Source organism: Deinococcus aquatilis DSM 23025, assembly GCF_000378445.1.
GTDB lineage: Bacteria > Deinococcota > Deinococci > Deinococcales > Deinococcaceae > Deinococcus > Deinococcus aquatilis.
Map to the genome: position 1 here is coordinate 19,309 of NZ_KB899720.1, position 24,015 is coordinate 43,323.

At 63.5% G+C, this 24,015-nt stretch carries 20 protein-coding genes; 9 read left to right on the top strand and 11 right to left on the bottom strand.

The annotated features are described in order from the left end of the window. Window positions 1-220 precede the first annotated feature (220 nt). The gene (locus F561_RS0114530; protein WP_019010689.1) at window positions 221-2,587 is read left to right on the top strand and encodes a penicillin acylase family protein; all 2,367 of its coding nucleotides are present in this window, start codon (window positions 221-223) and stop codon (window positions 2,585-2,587) included. A gap of 312 nt (window positions 2,588-2,899) precedes the next feature. Here F561_RS0114530 and F561_RS0114535 read toward each other — a convergent pair whose 3' ends face one another. Next, window positions 2,900-3,328, bottom strand: a complete 429-nt coding sequence (locus F561_RS0114535; RefSeq protein ID WP_019010690.1) for a hypothetical protein — start codon at window positions 3,326-3,328, stop codon at window positions 2,900-2,902. Window positions 3,329-3,550: 222 nt separating this feature from the next. On the opposite strand from F561_RS0114535, the gene F561_RS0114540 reads away from it, so the two are divergent. Both F561_RS0114540 and F561_RS0114545 read left to right on the top strand, forming a co-directional pair. Further along, a complete protein-coding gene (locus tag F561_RS0114540; RefSeq protein WP_026298930.1) occupies window positions 3,551-5,494 on the top strand; it encodes an alpha-amylase family protein in 1,944 nt (647 codons plus the stop codon). Beyond that, window positions 5,491-5,721 carry a hypothetical protein gene (locus tag F561_RS0114545; protein ID WP_019010692.1) on the top strand — a complete coding sequence of 77 codons (231 nt, stop codon included), beginning with the start codon at window positions 5,491-5,493 and terminating at the stop codon, window positions 5,719-5,721. Before F561_RS0114540 ends, F561_RS0114545 begins: the two co-directional genes overlap by 4 nt. Before the next feature lie 319 nt (window positions 5,722-6,040). On the opposite strand, the gene F561_RS27255 is transcribed toward F561_RS0114545, so the two are convergent. After that, the gene (locus tag F561_RS27255; RefSeq protein ID WP_157451888.1) at window positions 6,041-10,462 is read right to left on the bottom strand and encodes a beta strand repeat-containing protein; all 4,422 of its coding nucleotides are present in this window, start codon (window positions 10,460-10,462) and stop codon (window positions 6,041-6,043) included. A gap of 861 nt (window positions 10,463-11,323) precedes the next feature. Next, entirely contained in the window at window positions 11,324-12,016 is a 693-nt protein-coding gene (locus tag F561_RS0114555) for a hypothetical protein (protein ID WP_019010694.1), read from the bottom strand. Between the two features lie 320 nt (window positions 12,017-12,336). Here F561_RS0114555 and F561_RS0114560 point away from each other — a divergent pair, with 320 nt between their 5' ends. From F561_RS0114560 to uvsE, 3 genes are all read left to right on the top strand, one after another. Next, window positions 12,337-13,452, top strand: coding sequence for a 3-deoxy-7-phosphoheptulonate synthase (locus tag F561_RS0114560; RefSeq protein WP_019010695.1), 1,116 nt, complete (start codon window positions 12,337-12,339; stop codon window positions 13,450-13,452). Window positions 13,453-13,583: 131 nt separating this feature from the next. Beyond that, window positions 13,584-13,760 (top strand): DUF2256 domain-containing protein, encoded by a 177-nt coding sequence (locus F561_RS27910; RefSeq protein ID WP_083922458.1) that lies wholly within the window; start codon window positions 13,584-13,586, stop codon window positions 13,758-13,760. After that, on the top strand, window positions 13,757-14,788 hold the full coding sequence (gene uvsE, locus F561_RS0114565; RefSeq protein ID WP_019010696.1) for a UV DNA damage repair endonuclease UvsE: 1,032 nt from the start codon (window positions 13,757-13,759) through the stop codon (window positions 14,786-14,788). The genes F561_RS27910 and uvsE overlap by 4 nt, the downstream gene beginning before the upstream one ends. Window positions 14,789-14,818: 30 nt before the next feature. Here the strand turns inward: uvsE and F561_RS0114570 are convergent, their stop codons facing one another. The 4 genes from F561_RS0114570 to F561_RS0114585 all read right to left on the bottom strand — a co-directional run bounded on the left by F561_RS0114570 (window position 14,819) and on the right by F561_RS0114585 (window position 17,829). Next, entirely contained in the window at window positions 14,819-15,196 is a 378-nt protein-coding gene (locus tag F561_RS0114570; RefSeq protein WP_019010697.1) for a VanZ family protein, read from the bottom strand. Continuing rightward, window positions 15,193-15,663: a VOC family protein gene (locus F561_RS0114575; protein ID WP_019010698.1), complete on the bottom strand. Its 471-nt coding sequence runs from the start codon at window positions 15,661-15,663 to the stop codon at window positions 15,193-15,195. Before F561_RS0114575 ends, F561_RS0114570 begins: the two co-directional genes overlap by 4 nt. A gap of 66 nt (window positions 15,664-15,729) precedes the next feature. Then, window positions 15,730-17,220 carry a sensor domain-containing diguanylate cyclase gene (locus F561_RS0114580; protein ID WP_157451889.1) on the bottom strand — a complete coding sequence of 497 codons (1,491 nt, stop codon included), beginning with the start codon at window positions 17,218-17,220 and terminating at the stop codon, window positions 15,730-15,732. Between the two features lie 138 nt (window positions 17,221-17,358). Then, window positions 17,359-17,829, bottom strand: coding sequence for a DUF3197 domain-containing protein (locus F561_RS0114585; protein ID WP_026298931.1), 471 nt, complete (start codon window positions 17,827-17,829; stop codon window positions 17,359-17,361). A gap of 82 nt (window positions 17,830-17,911) precedes the next feature. Between F561_RS0114585 and F561_RS0114590 the strand changes: the two genes are divergently transcribed. Beyond that, window positions 17,912-18,610, top strand: coding sequence for a S4 domain-containing protein (locus F561_RS0114590; protein ID WP_026298932.1), 699 nt, complete (start codon window positions 17,912-17,914; stop codon window positions 18,608-18,610). 180 nt (window positions 18,611-18,790) lie between these two features. Beyond that, a complete protein-coding gene (gene zapE, locus F561_RS0114600) occupies window positions 18,791-19,795 on the top strand; it encodes a cell division protein ZapE (protein ID WP_019010703.1) in 1,005 nt (334 codons plus the stop codon). Window positions 19,796-19,861: 66 nt separating this feature from the next. Here zapE and F561_RS0114605 read toward each other — a convergent pair whose 3' ends face one another. The 3 genes from F561_RS0114605 to F561_RS0114615 form a co-directional block, all read right to left on the bottom strand. Beyond that, on the bottom strand, window positions 19,862-21,058 hold the full coding sequence (locus tag F561_RS0114605) for an ABC transporter substrate-binding protein (protein WP_019010704.1): 1,197 nt from the start codon (window positions 21,056-21,058) through the stop codon (window positions 19,862-19,864). A gap of 67 nt (window positions 21,059-21,125) precedes the next feature. Continuing rightward, entirely contained in the window at window positions 21,126-21,449 is a 324-nt protein-coding gene (locus tag F561_RS0114610) for an SMR family transporter (protein ID WP_019010705.1), read from the bottom strand. Then, a complete protein-coding gene (locus F561_RS0114615) occupies window positions 21,446-21,826 on the bottom strand; it encodes a DMT family transporter (RefSeq protein ID WP_019010706.1) in 381 nt (126 codons plus the stop codon). The genes F561_RS0114610 and F561_RS0114615 overlap by 4 nt, the downstream gene beginning before the upstream one ends. 506 nt (window positions 21,827-22,332) lie before the next feature. On the opposite strand from F561_RS0114615, the gene F561_RS0114620 reads away from it, so the two are divergent. Beyond that, window positions 22,333-23,028 (top strand): amino acid ABC transporter permease, encoded by a 696-nt coding sequence (locus tag F561_RS0114620; protein WP_019010707.1) that lies wholly within the window; start codon window positions 22,333-22,335, stop codon window positions 23,026-23,028. A 102-nt stretch (window positions 23,029-23,130) separates the two neighbouring features. On the opposite strand, the gene F561_RS0114625 is transcribed toward F561_RS0114620, so the two are convergent. Then, on the bottom strand, window positions 23,131-23,874 hold the full coding sequence (locus F561_RS0114625) for a MerR family transcriptional regulator (protein ID WP_019010708.1): 744 nt from the start codon (window positions 23,872-23,874) through the stop codon (window positions 23,131-23,133). Window positions 23,875-24,015 lie beyond the last annotated feature (141 nt).

Sequence of the window (24,015 nt, forward strand, 5' to 3'; positions counted from 1 at the left end):
CTTGATGTTCCCGGTTTTCTTTTTGATACAGCTTCCGATTAAACACCGTGCTTTTTGGTGTTTAATCCGAGTGAAGCGAGTAGGACTTCAGTTGTGGTTTCAGTCGGCTCTTTCTCTCCCGTTCCGCCCTATCTTGTACCCAATACAAATCCGGGGCAAAACGGCTTCAGCCTGCGCTGGGGCCACCAAAGGGGTGAATGGGTTGAGACTTTTAGGACGGTTGGGAAGGGGTCTGCTGTGGCTGATTCTGGTCATTCTGGTGCTTGTTCTGGCGGCGGTGCTGTGGCTGCGGGGCACGTCCAGCCCGCGTGTTTCGGGCAGCCTGACGCTGCCGGGCGTGTCGGGCCAGGTCACCATTACGCGCGACAGCTGGGGCGTGCCGCATATCCGGGCCACCGCCAGCGATGAAGACGCGGTGTTTGCGCTGGGCTTCGTGCATGCTCAGGACCGCGCCTGGCAACTGGATTTTCAGCGGCGCGTGACTCAGGGCCGCCTGTCGGAAGTGTTGGGCGCACCCGCACTGGCACAGGATAAATTTCTGCGAACCTGGGGCTTTTACCGGGCGGCCCAGTCGGCCCTGCCTGCCCTCTCTGAGCGCAGTAAGCGCATGGTGGCGGCGTACACGGCGGGCGTGAATGCGGGCTTTGCACAGGGCAAAACCGCCCCCGAATTCCGCATTCTGGGCTATACCCCCGAACCGTGGACGGATGTAGACAGCATCGCCTGGAGCAAGTTGATGGCCTTCGATCTGGGCGGCAACTACGAAGACGAGGTGCTGGGCGCACGCACGGTCAAGCGTCTGGGCGAACGTGGGCTGGCCGAAATCATGCCGCCGTACCCCGAAGGCGGCCCCACCATCCTGAGTGCCGACGAACTGCCCGCCGGAACCACCGCGCGGGCCAGCGCCCCGGCTCTGGCTGCCCAACCCACCCTGCCCGACGCCACCATTGCCGCGCTGCGCTCTCACCTCCTAGCGGCGCGGGAACTGGGAATGCAGGCCGAACCGGGCAAAGGCAGCAACGACTGGGTGATGGCCGGAAGCCGCACCGCCAGCGGTAAACCCATTCTGGCCGACGACCCCCACCTGTCTCTGACCAGCCCGATGCTGTGGTATCTGGCCGACATTCAGGGTCCCACCCTCAAATCCATCGGGGCCAGCATTCCCGGCCTGCCCGCCATCGTGATCGGGCGAAATGAGCGCGTGGCATGGGGCGTGACCAACGTGAATCCCGATGTGCAGGATCTGTACATCGAGCCGGAGGGGGTCAGGCTGACCGAGCGCACCGAAATCATCAAGGTGAAAGGCGGCGCAGACGTGCAACTGGTGGTGCGTGAGAGCAGCCACGGCCCGATCATCAGCGATGCGGGGGCCGCCGACGTGGGGCCGCGTGTGGCGCTGAAATGGACGGCCCTGCAACCCGGCGATACCACCATGGACGCCTTTCTGGGCCTGAATTACGCGCAGAACTGGGCGCAGTTCACGGCCTCCCTCAAAAGCTACGTGGGACCAAGTCAGAACTTCGTGTACGCCGATACCGAGGGCAATACCGGCTACTACGCACCGGGCCGCGTACCGATCCGCAGCGGCTGGGACGGCTCCCTGCCTGTTTCGGGCGACGGCTCCCGCGAGTGGAAGGGCTACCTGTCTTTCGAGCAATTGCCGCACACCTACAACCCCGCCGATGGATTGGTCGTGACCGCCAACAACCGCGTGACCCCCGACGCCTACCGCTTTGCCCTCGCCAACAACCGCAACTGGGCCGAGCCGTACCGCGCCGAGCGCATCACCGAACTGTTGACCGCCAAAGCGCAGGGCTGGACGGTGGCCGATGTGCGGAAAGTGCAACTGGACACCCAGAGTCTGGTCTGGCGTGACCTGAAACCGCTGCTGCTGGCGGCCCGCCCCGACGGTGAGCTGAGTACGCGGGCGCTGGAGCAACTGCGCGGCTGGGACGGCAACCAGACCGTGTCCAGCGTACCCAGCCTGATTTTTGAAGCCTGGCTGATGAAGTTGCAGGGCATGGCCCGCGATGAACTGGGCAACGATACCCAGATCAACAGTCTGGCCGTGCTGAACCAACTGAAATCCGACGGCAACCTGTGCCAGAACGAGAGTGCTAATCAAGGAGCCAATCAAGTGAACAACTGCGCCGCTGCCCTGACGGTCACACTGAAGCAGGCTGTAGACGACCTCAGCGCCCGCCTCGGCTCTGATCCGGGCGGCTGGAGCGCGGGCAAGCTGCACACGGTAGCCAGCAATCACCGCGCCTTCGGCAACGTGTCGGCCCTGTCGTGGCTGTTCAACCACAGCGCCCCCACCCCCGGCGGCACCAATACCGTGAATGTGGCCCGTCCCGAAGTCGGTACCTTCCGCCAGACGCACGGCCCCAGCTACCGCCAGATCGTGGACCTCAGCGACCCCAACCGCAGCCTGTATGTGGGCAGCCTCGGCCAGAGCGGAAACCCGCTGGGCAACCACGTTTCCGACCAGCAAAAAATGTGGGTGGCGGGCGAATACCTGCCCATGAGCACCGACGCGAAGGATTGGGGGAAAACAGTGACGCTGACGTTGGAAGGCGGGAAGTAACGAGCTGTTATCCTCCCCTCTAAGGGGGGGCGTTGCGAAGCAACGGGGGGGGTTTGCCTTCCAGGTGAGATTTAGGTTGCGTGTAAACCCCCCAGTCGGCTTCGCCGCCAGCCCCCCTTGAAGGGGAGCGCAAAAGCAGTTGTCCCCACCTCTAAGGGGGGGCGTTGCAGAGCAACGGGGGGGTTCACCTTCCAACTCAACTCAACAAGCGCGGCCTCCGTCACTCCCGACAGGGGCCGCACTTCGTTGTGAGTGTCTCTTGCCTCTGCCCCTGCCCGGCGCACCTCGTCACCGCCTGGGGCGCTGCGTTACTTAACGCCGGAACGTCTCCTGACTGGCGTAGTTCTGGCGGCCACTGCCATCTATAAATTGCGTCAGGCTCTGCACGTTCAGGCGGCTCCCCTTCACATTCATGACCAGAGTGGTATTGGAAAACCCCTTGGCATACAGGGCGCTGGCCGTGAAATGGTTGGCGTCCGAAACGCCCGTGCCGTAGGTCAGCACGCCTGCCTTGCCCCAATCGCAGTCGGTGGGGCTGCACTTGCCGAACACCTGCACGGTCAGCGTGCCGTCGTTGTTGGGGTAGAACACTACGCGCGTGATGCCGCGTGTGTTGGCATTGGTGTTCGTCCAGGTCCCCACGAAGTCGGTAGGGGCAGCGTGGGCCGAAGAAGCGAGCGTCAGGGCGGCAAAGGCGGTCAGGGCCGTGCGGGTCAGGGTCATGCGGGTCAGGTTGGTCATGATGGAACTCCTTTGGCCTGTGGGTTCGTCAGGCCGGACGCTGGGCGGAACGAGGGAGTTTGAGACGTTCCAGCGGGCGCTTTTGCGTTGCTCTTGCTGGTGAATGAAGCGTACCGAGGCCCCCATGAGCGACCCATGATCGGGGTGGGCGGCGGGGTCAGGTTGAGATCAGCGGGAGGCCAGTGGAACCGTTCCCACCCGGCGCGTCGTATGCTGTGAGGCGTGCTAAAGACGGATTTGGCGGCGCGGCTGAAGCCCGCTTTTGATGATGACCGCGATGCGGAAACCTTCTTGCTGCGGCTGGAACGCTACGGCACTGACCTGGAGGGCAGTTTGCGGGCAGTGTACGGCGACGCCGCCGACGCGCTGATGACCGAGCTTCTGGAAGTGCTGATTCATGCCCACCATACCCGCGCCCCCGACCTCAAGCGGCTGGACGAGGCCCGTCTGCTGCGCCCCGACTGGCTGCAAGCGCCCGAAATGATCGGTTATGTGGCCTACACAGACCGCTTTGCCGGAAATCTGCGCGGCGTGGCGGGGCGGCTGGACTATCTGGAAGGTTTGGGCGTCAAATACCTGCACCTGATGCCCCTGCTTAAGCCCCGTGAGGGCGAGAACGACGGCGGCTACGCGGTGCAGGATTACCGCGCCGTGCGGCCCGATCTGGGCACGATGGACGACCTTTCGGCGCTGGCTTCTCAGTTGCGGGAACGCGGGATGAGCCTTGTTCTGGATCTGGTGCTGAACCATGTGGCCCGCGAACACGAGTGGGCCGAGAAAGCGCGGGCGGGCGATCCCGTCTACCGCGACTATTTTCATATCTACCCTGACCGTACCCAGCCCGACGCCTACGAGCGCACCCTGCCCGAAGTGTTTCCCGACTTTGCCCCCGGCAACTTTACGTGGGACACCGAGGCGGGCGAGGACGGTGCGGGCGGCTGGGTCTGGACGACCTTCAACTCTTATCAGTGGGACCTGAACTGGGGCAATCCGGCAGTGTTCCGCGAATTCGCAGACCTGATCCTGCACCTTGCCAACCGGGGTGTGGAGGTGTTCCGGCTGGACGCCATCGCCTTTATCTGGAAGCGCCTCGGCACGGCCAGCCAGAACCAGCCCGAAGTGCATCACCTGACGCGGGCGCTGCGGGCGGCCATTCGGATCGTGGCCCCGGCGGTGGCGTTCAAGGCCGAGGCCATCGTGGCTCCCAACGAACTGATTCATTACCTCGGCACGCGGGACCATCACGGCAAGGTCAGCGACATGGCCTACCAGAACAGCCTGATGGTACAGATCTGGAGCAGCCTCGCCAGCCGTGATACCCGCCTGTTCGAGACGGCGCTGCTGGCATTTCCGCCCAAGCCCACCAACACCACCTGGGGCATGTATGTGCGCTGCCACGACGATATCGGCTGGGCCATCAGCGATGAGGATGCGGGGCGGGCTGGCCTGAGCGGGCCGGGGCACCGCCACTTTCTCAGCGATTTTTACAGCGGCGAGCATCCCGGCAGTTTTGCGCGGGGGCTGGTCTTTCAGTACAACCCCGCCACCGGAGACCGGCGCATCAGCGGCAGCGCGGCAAGCTTGGCGGGCCTGGAAGCCGCACTGGACGCAGGTAACGCCGAATGGACAGACCACGCGGTGCGGCGCTTGCTGCTGGCCCACGCCGTCACCCTGGGCTTTGGCGGCGTGCCCCTGCTGTACATGGGCGATGAACTCGCGCTCCTCAACGACTACACCTTCGAGGCCGACCCCGCCCACGCCGCCGACAACCGCTGGGTTCACCGCCCCAAGATGGATTGGGCCTTGGCCGAAGGGGTGCAGGCCGACCCCACCACGCCAGCGGCACAGGTCAACGCCGGACTTCGCGCCCTGATTGCCGCCCGCCAGCGCACGCCGCACCTGCACGCCAGCATTGAGGCCCGCGCCATACCCAGCCCCGATTCCCGCGTGTTGCTGCTGCGCCGCGACCATCCGCTGGGCGTCATGCTGTGCGTCTATAACTTCAGTGAGCACGAGGTGGCCTTTCCCACCTACCTGCTGCGCGACCAGTTGGGCGAACACGCCACCGATGCCGTGGCAGGCACGCACTTTACCTTGCAGCGGGCCACCACCCGCCTGTCTCCCTTCCGCGCTCTGTGGCTGCTTCAGTCCGAGGCCCCACGGTGACTCCGCCCCCACCCGGCCCGTCTTCATCCGGCAAGGCCCGCATCAAAATTCCCACCGAAGCCCTGCTGAATGCCGCCCGGAGCGCCGCCGGAAAACTGGCTGATCTCAGCCGTGATCCACAGGTGAGGGACGAAGCCGCAAACGTGGCCCGCGCCATCGGCAGGCTGCTTCAGGCCGTGAAAAATGCGCCCGGCAACCGCAGCGGAACAGGGGAGAAGAAGGGCTGATACGGATTCCGATTAAACACTGTGCTTTTTGGTGTTTAGTCCGGCTTGCAAAGCTCTGCGGAGCAGCTCTACGAGTGCGAAGCAGAGCAGAGCGGGTAGGAAAAGAGACGGGCTACGCGATATGGAGGAGTGGCTTGCTCATGCGAGTCCGTCCACGACGATGGACGCGCAGCCAGTAGGGTTCCGGGTGTGCGGGAATCAAGCGGAGTCCGTCTGATACGGATACCGATGAACTCTGGGCGGAGTGAGACCCGGAACAGCCAGGGCAGAGGGGCAGACGCGGAATGGTCTGCCCCTCTGCTGTCGTTTCCTTGCCCCGCTATTTCACACTGGCCCGGAAGCAGACGGTCCCCGTTTCGCCGCCCGCTGCCGTGCCCACGAGGTAGGTCAGAACGGTATCGAGCGTGCCTGCATCGTCTCCCGCCGCGTTGCTGGGGTTGACCGGGTCAGGCGTGGGCGTCTGTGCGGGCGTCCTCACGAATCTGATGTTGCTGCCCGGCACGTAGGCGGCGCTGAGCAAGACCTGTGTGTTGGTAGGCAGCGCGTCGGTGAGGGTCAGGTTGGGCAAAGGAGCGCTGCCGAGGTTGGTATAGGTAATGCAGTATTCCAGCGTCTCGCCGGGTTTGCCCGTGCTGACCGTACTTGGCCCTTCGCCCGTGGTGATGTTCTGTACGCTTTTGCTGAGCATCAGGTTGACGGTGTCGGTGGTGGCGGCAGCAGTGTTGTTGGGCGTGCTGGGGTCGGTGCGCGTGGTGGGCACGCTGGCTGTGGCCGTATTCACGATCTTGCCGCCGCTTGCCGCCGTGCCGCTCAGGGTCAGCGACAGTTTACCCAGTGCCGGAAACACAGGAATGGTCGTTCCGGCCTGCAGGCTGCCGACCGTCAGGCCCACCGGACAGGCCGCGTTCCCGCTGGCTGTACAGGTGATGGCGCTGGCCGTAAATCCGGGGATGGCCGGATCTTGCAGGACTGCGCCGTCGGCACCGGCTGGGCCAGCATTCGTCACGGTGATGGTGTAGCTGAGGGCCTGACCGCCGCGTACCACCGCTGGCGCAGTTTTGGTGATCTGCACGTCGGCGCTGACATTCACGGTGGTCGTGACCTGCGATTCGGGATTGGTGCCGTCGTTGTTGGTGGGGTCAGGATCGTTGACCGGGCTGCTGGCGCGGGCACCGTTGACCAGCGTGGCCGCCGTATCGGGCACCCGCAGAACCACGGTATAGGTCTGGGCCGCGCCACTGAGCAGCGTGGGCAGTGTCCACACGATGGTATTGCCCGCCAGTATGCCGCCCCCCGTGTTCTGCACTGTGCCGACGCTGGGCAACAGGTCGGTGATGGTCACGGCAGTTGCCGGACTTGGCCCCGCGTTCATGACCTTGATGGTGTAGGTGATGTCGCCGCTCGGCAGCACGGTAGCAGCCCCAATTTTGCTGACTTGAAGGTCGGCCACGGGCGTAATGGTGGTGCTGACAGTACTGGAATTGTTGCTGGCGGTGGGATCGTTAGTCACGCTGCTGACTGTGGCGGTGTTGCTGAGGGTACCGCTGGCAGGCGTCAGCACCGTCACGGTATAGATCAGGTTGCTGTTTGGCCCGGTCACGTCCAGGCCCGCCGCAGTCCAGGTGACGGTGCGGGTTCCTGCGTTGTACACGCCGCCCCCCGTATTGCTGACATAGGTGGTGCCCACCGGCAGAGGATCGCTGACACTGATGGCTCCGGCGGTACTGGGGCCAAAATTGGCGACATTGAGGGTGTAGGTCAGGTTGGTCAGGGGGCCAGAATCGCTGGGAGCCGTCTTCCGCAGTTCCAGATTGGCAACCGGAGTGACCGTGATGGTCGAGACCGCGCTGTTGTTGGCCGCGTTGCTGTCGGGTGTGCTGGTGCCCACGCTGGCTGGGTTGACCACCGTGCCTTCCAGGGGCAGGATCACCGTGACGGTACGGTTTACATTGGCTCCGCTGTTCAGGGCAAAGGCAGGCCAGCTGACCGTGCGGGTAGCCGCGTCATATACGCCGCTGTCGCTGGAGCTGACATAGGTCAGGTTGGTGGGCAGCGGGTCGCTGAGGGCAATGTTGGCGGCGTTGGTGGGGCCGTTGTTCTTGACATTCAGGGTGTAGATCAGGTTGCTTCCGGCGATCCTGTTGGCGGCAGGTGTTTTGGTCAGTTGAACGTCGGCCAGACTGCTGACCGGCAAGGTCACGCTGCTGGTGTTGTTGGCCGCCGCCGAATCGCCACCGCCCGAAATGGTGGCGGTATTGGTCAGAGAATCGGGGGCGTCCTGTGCAGTGCGTGCCGTGACCAGAATACTGGGGGCAGTGGTGTTGCTGGCGATGGGGATTGTGCGGGTGCAACTGACGCTCTGGCTGCCCACTGTGCCTGCACACGTCCAACCTGTGCCCGTAGCAGAGACGTAGGTCAGCCCCGTGGGCAGGGTATCCAGCACCGTCACGTTTCCGCTGGTCGTCTGCAACCCGATATTCCGGGGAACCAGGGTAAAGACGCTGTCCTGTCCGCGAATCAGAGCTGAGCCGGTCTTTTGCACCACCACATCTGGGCCGCTCGTGGGCTGCACGCTGGTCGTGACGGTGCTGGTGTTGTTGCCCGCGACCAGATCGGTCTTGTTGCTGGTCAAACTGGCCGTATTCGCACTGTTGCCTGCACTGCCGCTCACCTTCAGAACCACGGTACGGGTCACGCTCTGGCCGCTGGCGAGGGTCACGGCGGGCCAGGTCACGACGTTGCCGCTGGCCGTTCCCCCGTCGCTGGCACTGACGAACGTGGAGTTGCTGAAGGTGTCGCGGGGCGTGATGGTGGCACTGGCCGGGCCGCTATTGGTGAAGACCAGCGTATAGGTCACGTTCGACAGGGGTGCGGCAGCCGTAAAGCCCGTTTTGACCACGCCCACATCGGCCACGTCTAGGGGCGCAAGATCGGTGGCCGTGTTGTTGCTCAGGTTGGGGTCGAGAGTATCGTTGCCGCGTGTGGCGTTTGCGGTGTTGCTGAGGGTACTGCTGGCATAGGCACTGCTGAGGGTGCCTGAAACGGTCAGGGTAGCGCTGGTGCTGGGCGGCAGATTCACGGTGGTACTGATGCTGTTGCCGCTGCCTGTGGCTGCCGTGCACAGCGCCGCGCCCGTGCCCGTACATGTCCAGGTGACGCCAGTCAGGGCGGCAGGTACGCTGTCGGTGATGCGGACACCGTTGGCACGCGCCAGCACCGAACCGTTGGTCACGGTGATGGTGTAGGTCATGGGCTGCCCCAGCACCAGCACGGCGGGACTGTGCGTTTTGGAGATAGATACGTCGACCACGCCGGGAGTGGCCAAATCCTGATAGAGGGGTCGCCCGGACGGATACAGCGCCCAGGTATCGATGCCCCGGTTGTCGCCGTAATTCGCGGGGTACCGGTGTGCCCCGGCCACGCTGCTGGTGCCCTGCGTCGCCAGAGTGGGCGTGCTGCTGCCCGCAGCAACGGCGGCCAGCGGGGTATCGTCCCAGTACACGGTGTATTTGTTGGCATCCGGAAAGGTCAGACGTTCGATGATCAATCCCGGCGTATTGGTCTCGCCGTCCAGATACGGAAAATGCACGTCGCCCGCTGCCAGTTCGGCCCTGACGCGGATGGCGGCGGTACTGGTCGCCGGAAGGTTCTGTCCATCTTTGCCATCCCAGATCAGGGTATTGGTTCCCACCTCCGCCGTACCGAAGAGCACCCGGTCGTTGGCATTGCCGTAAATGCCGTCATTGTTGAGGTCGAGCGAAAACTGCACGGTGCCCGCGCCGAGGGCGTCGTAGGTAAAAGTTCCCCCGGTGCCGGGTGCATATTGGCCGGAGGTGCCGTCCTGTCCGGTGAAAGTCACGTTGGTGATATCGCTGGGGAGGGCGGTGGCAGGACGCAGCCAGATGCTGCCGCCCGGTGCCGCCGCCGCCGCAGGCAGACTGGGATTGGGCGGATTGAAATAAATCTTGTGAAAGGAATTCAGATCGTTAACATCTTCGTTGCCTACCGTGTAACCCGCTGGAATATTGGTGCCGTTGTTTGAAAGTTGCAGCGACTGAAAGGTGGGTCTGTTGTTCAGGGCAAAACCGGTGCGGTTGGCGACCAGAATAAAGCCGTAGGGATCCACGCCGTTAAAATCCACCCGGTACTGGTAACCGTCGCGCGTCTGGACATACACGTTGCTGCTGAGCGACTGTCCGGTGCCGCCCATATTGACGGCCAGGTAGGGGGTAAATACCCGCCCAGTAAAGGGAACGGTCCCGTTGCGAACGGTGACGTCCCACGCTGCCACGCTCGCCCCCTGATTGACCCCGGTAATCTCTGCATTGGCCGACTGCACGGCAGGGTCGCCAGTACCGCCGCTATGAAACTCAACCGTGTACACGCCTGTTTCAGTGGCCGTAACGGTGCAGGGGGTATATCCGCCCGCGTTGGGCAGCGGCCCGGCACGTTCTTTGGCCAATGTATTGATCAGCCCGGAGCCGTTGGCCAGAACGTCACAGATGCCCGCCTGCGCTCCCGATGGACTGCTGTACACGATGTCTTTGCTGTCTGTGCTGCTGCTGACGCTGGAGCCGAGGTTGATGGTTTCGCCCGCCTGAACGTAGACCAGAATCCGGGTGCGCCGTGCCAGATTGCCGCCCAGAAACCCTGTCGGATTCCATTCCAGATAGACACGGCTTCCGCCGCTGCCATTGAGTTCCTTGCTTCCCTCGGCGCGGGCACCGGAGAAAGCGAACAACGCACCGCACAGGACCAAGACACAGCAGCAGTGGCGCACCAAAAAGGAGAGCGGGGTCAAATTACACTCCAGAATGTCAACATTGAGAAGCTATATTTAGGGGCTAAATGGGAGTAAAGACATCTAGACGTCGCTCGGTATGCGCCAGAGAGAAAGGAAAATCCGCGAGGTCAGTAGGGCGTGCAAGGTATCAGACAAAAAGTGTATTTTAATACCTTCACAGTGATATGGCACTTGCTTACAATGACTATCGACTTCTAACACCTGATTGGGGGATAGACAGAGCGACATAATGTCAAGTAAGTGGGGTTATATGGGTTGAGACAAACTCTATACAGCAGCAGGCGGGCCAGTCACAGAGCCAGCTTCCATTTCTGGTTTCTGTTCGCCGGGTCTGATCGGTATCAGCGGAAAATCAGGCCCAGTCTGATCTAAGTACGTCGTAGTAGGAATGGAGCTTTATCCGGCCGTTTGGGATATGGGATAAAGCGGCTGGGTTAACTGCGACGTACCTTCTTCGATACTTGCTTCGTTCGCTCAATCTATAGATTGACTTCGATCTAAACAGCAGCTCTGCCATGTGGAATAAGGAGTCTGGCTATTTCCCTCAGTTCTGGGAACCCCGCCACTGCTCCTCCACATAGAGTTGTTCCGTAGAGTTTTGCAAGCTGCATTGAATCTCGTCGTTTTTGGGATTCAACCGAAATCCGTATGGGTTGTCACAGCACACTGACAGGCAAGGAAAATAACCTACCGGCCAACAAGGCACTGAGCCACCAGCGGCACAGAGAATGGCCGCTGGAGTAGATTCCCCGGCGGCCACCTTCTGTTACAAACTTCTGTACAGATTAAAAAAGCGCTCTAGCCTCTGCGCCGCCCGAAGATAAACCAGCCCGCAGCGGCAGCCAGGAAGCCGACGCCCACGTAAGCCCAGATATTCGGCCCAGCGGGGCGCGTGACAGTGCTGGTCGTATCGTAGTTGAGGCCACTCAATTCACCGCCTGTCTGAACGTTGTTCACGATGACGTTGGGTGTGGCGGCGTTGGCGATGCTGCTGACTGCCGTATAGATCAGCGCGTATTTGAGGATGTCCGAGCCGATGCCCCGGCTGCGGTAATAGCTCTGCGGGTACGGGTAATAGCGCCCATTCTGCAACTGGTACTGATACTGGCTGCCCTTGACCGTGCTGTACGTCAGGGCGGTGCGGGGCACGCCTGCCGGAAGCTTCACGCTTTTCCAGCCGTTCAGTTGCGAAGCGGTGACGCTTGGTACGGCGGCGGTGTTGCGTGTGGGCGTGGTACGCGTGGTGCTGCGCTGTGTGGGGGCGGGCGTGCGTGTGGCAGGAGCCGGGGCACGGTACTGGGGCGCTGTGTTCTGAGGAGCGCGGTATTGCGGCGTGGGTGCCCGGTACTGCGGCGTGGGGGCGCGGTAGGTACTGCCGCTGCTCCGGCTGCCGCCAAAGCCGCCCCCAGACCGGCGGGCAGCGTCGGCCACGCCAGAACCCAGCGCCAACGTCACGAGGAGGGCAGACAGAACCAAACGCGGAGACTTCATCTCCACAAGGTACGGGGTGTGGCCTCTGTCCGTTCCCGGATCAGGGCCGCTTCTGGGCCAGATCAAGCTCTGTGGAGGCGAGATGAAGGCCCGGTCCGGTCCCGACTAGACCACCCCGGCCCACACACACGGGGCGCGGCGTACACTGCCCGGCATGAAGTTTGGTCCTGGCAATGCACCGTTTTTTTATTGGTTCGGAAGTCTCCGGGCCTAGCATTGCGTTGAAGTGTTCTCCAGACCGCCCGGTCAAGCCAAGAGCTTCCGGGCGGCTTTTCTTTCCCCCTCTGTCGCCGCTTCCCCCATACGCTCTAGGAGACTCCATGACCCCCACCGATCACGCCCAGAACAGCCCGGCCCCGCAGCCCACCATTGAGGCGGGGCGCACCGAAAACCTGAACGTCACGGGTTTTACGCCGCTGGTGACGCCGCGTGCGCTGAAGGCGGCCCTGCCCCTCAGCGCCGCCGCTGAACGTGTGGTGCTGGCGGGCCGCCGCGCCTCGCAGGACATTTTGCATGGCCGCGATGACCGCCTGCTGGTGGTGGTCGGCCCCTGTTCTATTCACGATTTTGACGAGGCGCTGGAGTACGCCCACAGATTGGGTGCCCTGCGCGAGCGCGTCAAAGACCGCCTGGAAGTGCAGATGCGCGTGTACGTGGATAAGCCCCGGACGACTGTGGGCTGGCGCGGCTACCTGATGGACCCCGATATGACGGGCGCAAACGACATCAACCGGGGGCTTCACCTGACCCGCGACCTGATGATCCGCGTCTCGGAACTGGGCCTGCCCGTCGCCACCGAACTGCTCGACCCCTTTGCGCCGCAGTACCTGTTCGATGCGGTGGCGTGGGCCTGCCTGGGTGCACGCACCACCGAATCCCAGACGCACCGGGTCATGGCGAGCGCCGTCAGCGCTCCGATGGGCTTCAAGAACGGCACGGGCGGCGGCCTGAAACTGGCTGTCGATGCCATCGTTGCCGCGCAGAATCCACATGCCTTTTTTACGGTCGACGACGATGGTCAGGCCTGCATCGTGCATACGCGGGGCAACCCTGACGGCCACGTGATTCTGCGCGGCGGGCGCGGCGGCCCCAATTACGCGCCGCAATTTGTCAAGGAAGCCGCCGAATTGATGCGGGCCGCTGGGCTGCAACCCGCCGTCATGGTGGACTGCTCTCATGCCAACAGCGGCTCGGATCACACCCGCCAGAGTCTGGTCTGGCGCGACGTGATGCAGCAACGTTTGGCCGGACAGACGGCCATTCGCGGCCTGATGATCGAGAGCAACATCAACCCCGGCAAGCAGACGATTCCCGCCGACCTGTCTGACCTGAAGCCCGGCGTCAGCGTCACCGATGCCTGTATCGGCTGGGGGGAAACCGAGGCCCTGCTGCAAGAAGCGCACGCCCAGATGGAGCGCGGCGGAGTGGGGGTGTAGGTTCACCCAGACCTACCCCGCTCAGCTCCTGATCTATCCAGTTCCTTCATTCGGGCAGCATTCCCACCTTCCCGCGCCGCACCAGCCTGCATATTGGCCGGATGGCAAGGCGTACGGACGGACAAAAAACAATGGGCGGGGGCCGCAAACCCAGCGAACGGGCTTCTAAAATCTGTGTGGCCTGCGGTCTGCCGTTCAGCTGGCGCAAAAAGTGGGAGCGTGACTGGGACAACGTCAAATACTGTTCGGATCGCTGCCGGATGTCGGGCAAAACCGCAGAGGGCCGGGGCGCAGGGGCCAGAGCATGAGTCTTCCTGATCCGGCCTACGGTTTGGTCTGTATGACGGTAGGGCCGGAAGTCCGTTTCCGGACCATCACCCTCACACGCTACCGGATGCTGAAGCCCGAGGAACGGGAAGCCACGCTGCTGAATCTGTACGCCGACAACATTCTGCGGGTGCGGGCGGCGGCGGCCTTCTGTGCGGCGCGGGGCATCCGGCTGTACCGCCTGAGTTCCAGCCTCTTTCCCATGTCCGACCTTGTAGAAGACGGGACGGGCGCGGCGGTTCTGGACCACCTGAAGCCCCAACTGCTGGAAGTGGGCCACGCCTTTGAAGACGCCGGAATTCGCGTGCTGATGCATCCCGAACAGTTCATTGTCCTGAACAGTGACCGCCCCGAAGTGCGGGTGTCGAGCCTGCGGGCGATAGAGGCCCATGCAGGTGTGATGGACCGGATGGGCCTGGCCCGTAGCACCTGGAATCTGCTGCTGCTGCACGGCGGCAAGGGCGGGCGCGGCGCAGAACTGGCGGCCCTGATCCCCGACCTGCCCGATGGTGTGCGGCTGCGTCTGGCCCTCGAAAATGACGAACGCGCCTACGGAGTGGACGACCTCTGGCCCGTGTGTCAGGCCACAGGCGTGCCGTTGGTGTTTGATGCCCACCATCACGTCGTCCACGACAGTCTGCCCGACCTCGATCATCCCAGCGTGCGCCAGTGGACGTTGGCCGCGCGGGACACCTGGACCCCCCCCGAATGGCAGGTGGTTCACCTCAGCAACGGTATAGACGGCCCGCAGGATCGCCGCCACAGTCACCTGATTTCGCATCTGCCCACGGCCTACGCCGATGTGCCCTGGATAGAAGTGGAGGCCAAGGGCAAAGAAGAGGCGGTCGCGGCGTTGATGAGGGGCGAGTTGGCGGGCGTGGTTCAGCCTGTGGTGGGTTCTGGCGAAGCTGCGGCACAGACTGACCCCATCAGGAAACAGCCCACGAAACGGGCCAGGAAGAGTGCGGCAGCGTCCGAGACTGCGGAGCCGGAACCGCTGAACAAGTGAAGTGAGAGCTGACGGCCCAGAGCTGCTGATTCACTCCTCATCCGGCAAGGATTTCGCTGCACTGGCCGTCCTTCCCGCTCCCCATCTTGCCCCCAGCCACGCGCCCGCCGTATCGAACAGCCAGTCGGTGATGCCTGCCTCGCGGCCCGGTACGAAGGCCTGATGCACTTCATCGGTGGCCCCGAACCAGGCCGCGACGACCCACGCCACCTGCCAGCGCCCGGTGGCCCGGCCCAGCGCAAAAGCCAGCGCCAGATACGCCAGAAAATGAATGATCCAGTCCACTGGATGATGCAGCGGCGGCCCCGGCGTATCGCTTCCGGCACTCAGTTTCCAGATCACGGCCATGATCAGCAGGGCAATGGCCCACCACAGGCCGCGCCGCACCGGGGGGACGCTGTGCGTCATTCGGTGGCGGGGGGTGTGGGGTGCTCCACCAGTTCGATCAGCGTGCCCGCGCCCCATCTGGGGTGAAGGAACGCCACCCGTGTGCCTGCCCGTCCGGGCGTGGGGGCATCCTGCAAGAAGCGTGCGCCCAGGCGGGTCAGGCGCTGCATCTCCTGATCCAGATCGGCCACGCGGTAGGCGGTGTGATGCAGCCCCGGCCCCCGCCGCGCAAGGAAGGCGGCAATCGGGCTGTCCTCACGGGTGGGGGCCAGCAGTTCGATCAGCGTCTGCCCCGCCACAAAAGCCCGCACCCGTACCCCCTGAGACCCCACTTCCTCATCCGGCCCTTCCGGGACAAGGCCCAGCGCCAGATAGGGCAGGCTCCCCTCTTCCAGGTCGGGCGTTGCAATGGCGACGTGATCCAGCGTCAGTTCGGTGGAGGTTGGCAACTGGGCAGGATGTATCTGGGCAGGGTGCGGCGCGTCCATAGGCCCGCAGACTAGAGCAGCGGCCCGGGCGGGCGTGGTTAAGCCGGTCTTTATGGCCGGGGTGCCTCAAAAAAGAATGGCTTCTCTTTCCTGATTTGCCTTGCGTTCGCGTTTGTCGGCGTACATGCGTTGATCGGCGGTTCTCAGGGCAGAGGTCGCATCGGGCGCGTCGTGGGGCACACTCGCAATCCCGAGGCTGGCACTGGCCGGATACCCCGCACTGCGGACATGGGCCGAGGCCCTCTCCACCACGCTCAGCAGCGTCTCGGCCCCCAGCTCGGCCCCCTGAAGGTGCAGCAGGGCGTATTCGTCACCGCCCAGACGGTAGGCACTGACAGCAGGCGAGTGTAGCTGGTGGGCAAATTCGCGCAGCAGCATGTCGCCGCTGGCGTGTCCCAGCGTGTCATTGACGCGTTTCATGCCGTCCAGATCAATAATCGCCACCGTGTAGGGCTGCCCGGACTGCGTGGCCTCATCCAGCGCCACATCCAGGGCGCGGCGGTTGCCCAATCCGGTCAGCGAGTCGGTCAGGGCGGCCCGCTCCAGCGTCTGCATGTGTCCGGTGCGCTCCAGCACTGCATGAACGCTGTGTGCGGCGGCTTCCAGAAGGGTGCGCTCCTCGGGCGTCCAGGCGCCCTGTTCCTCAAAACGCACCAGGCTCAATACGAACGCCTGCTGGTTGGAGGCGTGAAACAGATGTAGCCACGCCGCCTGCCGCACGCCTGCCTCGATCAGTTCTTTCGAGGCGTGCTCGTAGGCCGAGTAGTCGTCGATAAAGCAGTGGTGGTGCGTCAGTACCGTTTCTCGGGCCAGCGGTTGCAGATTCACGAACCTGCCGTGTAGCAGTTCCAGGTGGGCCTGACCCCGGCTGCTGGTCAGTTCCTGCAGGCTCGTGCTTCCGGTGGGTGTCAGGCACATCAGAGCGAACCAGTCGAAGGCCAGACGGTCTTTCAGGATCAGCATGGCCTGACGCGCGGTTTCCTCGGGCGTCAGGCCATGCTGCATCAACTGGGCCAGGTCGCGCAGGGTGGACGCCTGATCGCGGGCCAACGTGAGGTTGCGGGTGCTGGAGCGCAGCGCGAGTTCGTCCATGACCACTTCGGCCAGCGCCGCCATCACGTCCAGTTCTTTGGCACCAAACTCACGTATCTGGTGATCGAAAACGCAGAGCGTGCCGAGGCTCAGGCCCTCTTCTGTTTTCAGGGGCACGCCTGCATAAGCGTGCAGGCCCGGCCCTTTGGGGGGTGCGGCGGCCATCGTTCCGGCGAACCGGGCATCCTGGGTCATATCGGGGATGATCAGCGCCTCGCCCTCCGCCACCACCCAGGTGCAGGGGGCAAAGCCGCGTGGGGCGCTCCCGGTGGGCATTCCGTGGCAGGCTTTGGCCCATTGCCGGGTGCCGTCTATAAAGTTGACGGCGGCGTAGGGTACGTCCAGCACCCGTGCGGCCAGCGCCGTAATCCGGTCGAAGCCCGCTTCTGGAGGAGTATCCATGATCTGCTGCTGGGCAAGCGCCCTCAGTCGTTCAGATTCTGAAGCGGGAATGGGAGAAGACACCCCAAAAGTGTAGCGGCTCCCTCCAACGTTCCTCTGACGGCGCGGCGTAAAGGCATGGATGAAGACCTGGCTGGATCAATCTCCCTGTGCCCTTCAATATTTACTTTGTCCGCTCAGCGACAGTGTAAATTCATGTTCTTAGGCCTCGTCCCAGCCGTCTTCATCCACAGGCTTCAGCTTGGGCAACGTGGTGTAGATGCCGGGATCACTGGGAGTACTGGCCGCGATCAGGCGGCCCACCTCTTCGGCGTCCGGTTCGGCCAGCACGCGCACGAAATCCGAGGGATTGAGCACCGTTTCGCGCACAGGCCAGTTGCGTTCCTGCGTCCAGTTCACCAGTTCGGCCAGAGCCTCCGCACCGGGGCGGCCATAACGCGGGCCGAAGGCGGGGGCGGCGATCACGGCCTGCGTGCCCTGCACGAGCAGCGCCGCGTACGCCGCGTTCAGGCGGTCTCCCTGGCGGTCTGTGACCAGAATCAGGCGGCCACCCGCCCGCACCGAGCCTTCCAGGTGGGCCTGCACTGCTCCCCACGTTTCCTGCGGCGCACCGGCCACACCCAGCGGATCGGAGACTTGCAGGTATGTCGGCGGGCGGTGGGTGGGCAACATGGAAACAGTGTAGCGGTGCATGGGCCAGCATGCTTACTGGGCGCACTGGGCCAGCAGCGTGCTGGGGCGCTATCTTGCCTCCATGAAGCAGAAACTTGGCACATTGGTCGCGCAGGCGCGGGGCGGGCGCGTGGTCCGTACGCCATTCGTAGACGGCGACGAGATAGACCGCCGCCTGCTGCAAGACGACGAGGTGCGCCACAAGATCGCGGGCGGCTTTCCCGATGCGCGGCGCGTGATCCTGACCATCTATCCGGCCCATATTCCAGAAGTAGACAGCGGCGTGACCGTGCTGCGCGTGATGCCTGAAGAGGCCGCGCCCGTGTGGGACGTACAAGACCTGACTGTGCAACTGCGGAAGCTGGAGCTGAAAGAAGAGCAGATCGGAGACGTGCGCGAAGACCGGGGCGCTTTTCTGATCGCCGCTACGGGCAAGGCCGCGCAGACCCTGGCCGCCCTGACCGAACTGGGCGGGCGCGGCCTGGACGTGGAGGACGTGGGCGAAAGCGCAGGCAAGAGCAGCCGCGTGCGTGAAGTGGTGGTGCCCTCCATGCGTGTGGATGTGGTGGGGGCCAAGGGCTTCGGCGTGAGCCGCGCCTATTTTCAGCAGGGGATCGAGGGCGGCAAGGTGCGCCTGAACGGTCAGCCTGCCCGCGCCAGCAGCGACATCCGCGAGGGAGACAGCCTCAGCGCCGAGGGACTGGGCCGCATCGACTTCAAGCGTGTGGTTAACGAAACGCGGCGCGGCAATTACAAGGTGGAGCTGGATGTTCACCGGTGAGGTGGGTGGAGCGTGGAGTGTAGATCGGAGGCACCGCCCTATCGGTTTGGGCCTCGTTCAGATCAGCGGCGTCACGGGTTCTGGCTTGGTCCACAGTTCAGCTTCTCCAGCCAGTACGTCTTTTCCACTCACCACTGACCACTCACCACTGACCAAACGCGGTGCGTTACCGCAGCTCCCATGATTGATCTGCTGGCCCGCAATCCCAGCCTGTCGCCCGAAGAACTGACGGCGGGCCTGACGCCCAATGCCCGGTTTAAGAACGTGCGGTTCGACAATTACCGGCCCAACCCCGATTTTTCCAGTCAGGCGGAGGCGCGGGCCAGTTTGCAGGCTTTTTTGCAGGGGGCACAGGTGCGGCCCGGCGGCTTTCGGCTGTTTCGCAAAACGCGCTCGGAGGGGCGGGGGCTGTATCTGGACGGCGGCTTCGGCGTGGGCAAAACGCACCTGCTTGCCAGCACCTACCACGCGGCTCAGGGGGTCCGTGCCCTCATGAGCTTTCAGGACCTGATGTACATCATCGGGTCGCTGGGCATGGTGCGGGCGGTGGAGGCCTTCCGGGGCCACCAACTGCTTCTGATCGACGAATTCGAGCTGGACGATCCCGGCAATACCCACATGGCAAACACCTTTCTAGGCCAACTGATGCCCGCCGGAACCAGCGTGGTGGCGACCAGCAACACCGAACCCGGCGCACTGGGTCAGGGCCGCTTCAACGCCTCCGACTTTCAGCGCCAGATTCAGGGCATTGCCAGCCGTTTTGAGACCCACCGGGTAGACGGCCCCGATTACCGCCAGCGCGGTACCGCCCCGGAAGGCCCGCTGCTTCCCGCAGAATGGGCCGTGTGGCAGGCCAGGCAAGACCGGGCCACCCTGGCGCTCACCTCTCACCGCGATCTGAACCGGCACCTGCTGGACGTGCATCCCAGCCGTTTTGCCAAGATGCTGGCGGGCGTGGGGGCGGTGGGTATCCACGATCTGGCCCCGATGTCCGATCAGAATGTGGCCCTGCGGTTCGTGCACTTCATAGACAAGCTGTACGACCTCGGCCTGCCCGCCGCCATGACCGGAGCGCCCCTGAACACCCTGTTCGACGAAACCTACCGGCACGGCGCCTATGCCAAAAAGTACAGCCGCTGCCTGAGCCGGATCAGCGAGTTGTTGCGGGAAGCCATGGCGGGCTAGGGAACGTGGATCGTAGATCGTGGAAAATCTTTAACCACGATCCACGTTCTACCCTCCACCATCAAATCACTTCAGTGCCTTGGCCTGAGCCTCGTCCAGCGCCGCTTTCGCTGTCATTTTGCCCGTCGTGGCCTTGATGATCGCGTCTTCGAGGTAACTGGCCCACTGTCCTGCATCGGGCGTATTCAGGCGGGGCACGGCGCGGCCCAGTTGCTCGTGGGCGGCCCGGAGCTGAGGGTTTTTGGCGTACCAGTCGGCCAGCAGCGGAGTCGCGGCGCGGCGGGGCGGGGCATAGGCGGTGGTTTTGACCCAATCGGCCAACCTGGGGGCTTCCATCAGGAAACCCCAGAAAGCCAGCGCTCCGGCCTGCTCGTTTGCGGGCGTGCCGCGCGGCACCGCCAGGTTTGCGCCGCCCAGCGGCACCGTGCAGTTGCCCACCTTCTCACACGGAAAGGGTGCAATACCCAGGTTGAAAAAGGGCAGTTTTTTGGCGTCCACCCAGTTGGCGACGCTTGCCAGCACGAAGGTATTCTGCCCGCGTGCAAAGTCGAAGGCGGCGCGGGTGGCCTCGTTCAGCGTGCGGGGTTGGGCCAGTCCGGTGGTGCTCATGCGGGCCAGTTGGGTCAGGGCTTCCAGGGCGTCGGGACTGTTGAGCGTGGGCTGCGTGCCGCTGCTGAGGCTGCCGCCGCGTGCCAGTACGTTGGCCTCGAAGGTCCAGGCGTCGGCGGCCACCACCAGAGGCCGTTTGCTGCCGCCCGCCAGTTTGCGACTGGCACTTTCCAGCTGTGTCCAGGTATCGGGGGCCGTAATTTTGGCGCGGTTCAGGGCGCCCGCGTTGTACATCAGCACGGGTACACTCACGTTCCAGGGCAGGCCCACACGCCGCCCGCCGGACTCTCCAGCCTTCCAGACGGCGGGCGAAAAATCGCGGGTGAAGGCGTCAGGCAGCGCGTCCACGGCTTTGGTCAGGTCGGCCAGTTGCCCATCTGCGGCCACCTGAGAAAACTGGGTGTATTCCAACTGCACCAACGCCGGAGCCTTGCCCGTCTTCAGCGCCATTTGCAGGCGGGGCAACAGCTCGCGGTAATTGCCCAGCGAGGTCGGAACCACCTCGTATTCTGTCTGAGAGCGGTTGAATTCGCGGGCATAGTCGCTGACTTTGCTCTGTACGCCGTCCATGGCGTGCCAGAACTCCACCCGGACGGGCGCGGCATGGGCAGAGGCGGCAAGCAACACGGACAGAGGAAGGGCAACACGCAGCATGGGCCGAGTCTAGCGGGGCAACGTGACGGGGGATTGATGGCAGGGCATTCAGTAGCGCAGGTCTGCTTTACCCGTGCGAATGCAGCAGCGCCACACTGCCCAGAATCAGGGCCAGGCCTGCCCAAGCGGTTGGGGTCAGGCGGGTTCCGTCCAGGCGGCGACTGAGCAGGGCGGTGGTCACGATGCCCAACCCGCCCCACGCGGCGTAGGCCACGGCCACCGGCACCTCACGAACCGCCACACCCAGCAGCGTAAAGGCCAGCAGCACCAGCGCCACCGCCGCCACCCCCAGCCCCTTATGCCGGAATCCGTCCGACCGCTTGAGAAGCACGTTTGCCAGCACGTCCAGCGTCACTGCGCCCACGATCAGCAACAGGGCAAATGGGGTCATGCTGCTTCTCCGGTCAGAGGGGTCATGAGGCTAGACTGGCGTTCTACCGGGTGGCCTTCCACCGTGCCCCGGTGCAGCAGGGCCGCGCCCACCAGCAACCCCACCAGCGCCAGCCCATGCGTCGGCGTCAGGTGTTCGCCCAGCAGCAGCACGCCCAGGCCTGTGATCAGCACCAGACCCACCGCCTCCCACACGGCAAACGCCACCGCCACCGGAATCTGCCGGAAGGCTTTGGAGAGCAGCACATACGACGCGGCAAGGAAGGCATACGTGATCAGCAGTTCCAGCCCCGGCGTCTGCATAGAGAAGAGTTTTAACGACAGTGTGCCCGTCACTTCAAATGTGATGGCCGTAAACAGCGCGATCCAAGACCGCATAACTACACCAATCCTTTGCCCGAATCCTCGGTTAGTGGGATTCTGGGCGACTTGCAAAAAAATTTAATAGGTTTTCGTTCTGCTCGCCGAAGATGGTTCCGGCAGGCCTGACGGCAGGGCCGAGAAGCCCGCTAGGTCCAGGAACGGACGTAGAGCCAGTCGATCAGTGCAGCGGGAAGCAAAGGAACCCGTTTGTTCTGCCCAGAAAAAATTGTTGCCGACACGTACTTTCACGCTTCCTTGTAGGCCGCACCCGCAAACAGGGGCTTGGGCTGGAGGGGAGAGCAGACTGCACAGTCTCGCCGCACGGACTTCGTGCAGGAACGGTCACGGGGCTGGGCGCATTTGAAGCGCGTGGCCCGCGTGCAGCAGTCCGACGCCTTCAGTTTATCCGTCTGCTGTCAGGGCGCGGTGAGCCGAAGCTGATTTGGGGTACATGTTGGGAGCCGCAACGCAGGTCAGATGGACATTCGCTCTGGTAGCCCGCCGCCCCGTATCCTGATCTGATGGCCGCGTTGCTAGAAGGCTTCCGTACGATTTTTGCCGGAGAGTATCCGCGCCTGTTGTTGTCGGGGCTGGGGGTCACGCTGGCCGTCAGTCTGTGTGCGCTGGGCGTGTCGGTGGTGGTGGGCACGCTGCTGGGCGTGGTGCGCGTGTTCCGGGTTCCGGTGTTGGGCGTGCTGGGCAACGTGTACGTCGAGGTGGTGCGCGGCATTCCCTTGATCGTGCTGCTGTCAGTGGTGTATTACGGCCTGCCCGCGCTGGGCCTGACCCTGGACGGATTTCCGGCGGCAGTGATTGCGCTGGGGCTGTACTCGGCGGCCTATACCTCCGAAATCGTGCGCGGCGGCCTGAACAGTGTGCCGCTGGGCCAGATTGAAGCCGCCCGCAGTCTGGGGCTGTCGCGGGGGCTATCGCTGCGCTTCGTGGTGCTGCCGCAGGCGTGGCGCGTGGCGCTGCCCGCCCTCGGCAACGAATTCATCAGCCTGATTCTGGGCAGCAGCCTTGCCAGCGCCGTGACCCTGCAAGAGCTGTTTGCACAGGGCAAATACATCACGGGCGTCACCTACCGCCAATTCGAGGTCTATGCGGTGCTGGCGGTGGTGTATTTCCTGCTGACCTTTATCCTCACGCGCCTGATCCGGGTGCTGGAACGCCGCGTCAGCCGGGGAGAAGCGCTGGTATCGCGCCGGGTGATTTAAAGGCAGTGAGTGGGTAGTGGTCAGTGGACAAGGCAAAAGCAGGGCCGCAACTTGATTTCTGTTGCGGCCCTGCTTTTGCCACCACCACTCACTACTGATCACTTACAGTTCTTTGGCCCATGCCTGCACCGCCCGCGCCTGATAAGCCGCCAGTCCCGCCCGTGCCTTGTCGATATTTTGGGTGAATCTGGGATCGTTCACCCACATCTCGCTGACGTTGGCAAACATGCTGGGCGAGGAATCGTAATACCAGCGGCACTGGTGCGCGTGATGCTGGGCCACCACTGCCCCGGCTTCGGGCGACTCGGGCGGTGTGCCTGCGTCCATCAGGGCAAGGTAGGCCGCAGTGATGGCCCCCATTTCTGTCTTGATGCCTTCCCAATCCTGTTGGGTGTAGCGTTTCACGCGCTCGGCGCTCTGCCTGTAGGCGTCGGTTTCGCCCCAGCGGTCTTTGGCTTCCTGTTCGTACTCGGCGGGGTCGAAGCCGTCAAACAATTTGCTCAGGTCTTCTCTGGTCATGGTTTTCTCTCCTTCGGCGGCGGCCAGTAAGGTTTCAAGGGCGTCCAGCATGGCCTGATTGCGTCTGGCCTGCTCCTGCAAGAGGCGGCGCTGAAGTTTCAGGGTTTCCAGTTCGTCGGCGTCGGGGTCGTCCAGCACGGCGCGGATACGGTGCAGGCTCAGGCCCAGTTCTCTGAACATCAGAATCCGGTGCAGGCGTTGTACGTCATCCACTCCATACAGGCGGTAATTGCCTTCCGTGCGGGCGGATGGTTTCAGCAACCCCAGTTCGTCGTAATGGTGCAGCGTGCGAATGCTGACGCGGGCCAGCCTGGACAGTTCGCCCACCGTCCAACTTGAATCCGTTTCTGCTGGATGTTGCGTGCTGATGCTCTGTCTTATGCTCTTTCACCTCCTCTTGCCCACAGCGTAGGGGCTGACGCGGCGGGAGGGTCAAGGGGGTGGGGAAGTGGGCAGGGTGGCCCTCAC

Excerpts from the sequence above, each read along its gene's own strand:
- F561_RS0114535 (WP_019010690.1), bottom strand. The coding sequence starts at position 3,328 with ATGACCAACCTGACCCGCATGACCCTGACCCGCACGGCCCTGACCGCC.
- zapE (WP_019010703.1), top strand. The coding sequence starts at position 18,791 with ATGATTGATCTGCTGGCCCGCAATCCCAGCCTGTCGCCCGAAGAACTG.
- F561_RS0114620 (WP_019010707.1), top strand. The coding sequence starts at position 22,333 with ATGGCCGCGTTGCTAGAAGGCTTCCGTACGATTTTTGCCGGAGAGTAT.
- uvsE (WP_019010696.1), top strand. The coding sequence starts at position 13,757 with ATGAGTCTTCCTGATCCGGCCTACGGTTTGGTCTGTATGACGGTAGGG.
- F561_RS0114605 (WP_019010704.1), bottom strand. The coding sequence starts at position 21,058 with ATGCTGCGTGTTGCCCTTCCTCTGTCCGTGTTGCTTGCCGCCTCTGCC.
- F561_RS0114615 (WP_019010706.1), bottom strand. The coding sequence starts at position 21,826 with ATGCGGTCTTGGATCGCGCTGTTTACGGCCATCACATTTGAAGTGACG.
- F561_RS0114560 (WP_019010695.1), top strand. The coding sequence starts at position 12,337 with ATGACCCCCACCGATCACGCCCAGAACAGCCCGGCCCCGCAGCCCACC.
- F561_RS0114590 (WP_026298932.1), top strand. The coding sequence starts at position 17,912 with ATGAAGCAGAAACTTGGCACATTGGTCGCGCAGGCGCGGGGCGGGCGC.
- F561_RS0114585 (WP_026298931.1), bottom strand. The coding sequence starts at position 17,829 with ATGTTGCCCACCCACCGCCCGCCGACATACCTGCAAGTCTCCGATCCG.
- F561_RS0114570 (WP_019010697.1), bottom strand. The coding sequence starts at position 15,196 with ATGACGCACAGCGTCCCCCCGGTGCGGCGCGGCCTGTGGTGGGCCATT.
- F561_RS27910 (WP_083922458.1), top strand. The coding sequence starts at position 13,584 with ATGGGCGGGGGCCGCAAACCCAGCGAACGGGCTTCTAAAATCTGTGTG.
- F561_RS0114555 (WP_019010694.1), bottom strand. The coding sequence starts at position 12,016 with ATGAAGTCTCCGCGTTTGGTTCTGTCTGCCCTCCTCGTGACGTTGGCG.
- F561_RS0114575 (WP_019010698.1), bottom strand. The coding sequence starts at position 15,663 with ATGGACGCGCCGCACCCTGCCCAGATACATCCTGCCCAGTTGCCAACC.
- F561_RS0114610 (WP_019010705.1), bottom strand. The coding sequence starts at position 21,449 with ATGACCCCATTTGCCCTGTTGCTGATCGTGGGCGCAGTGACGCTGGAC.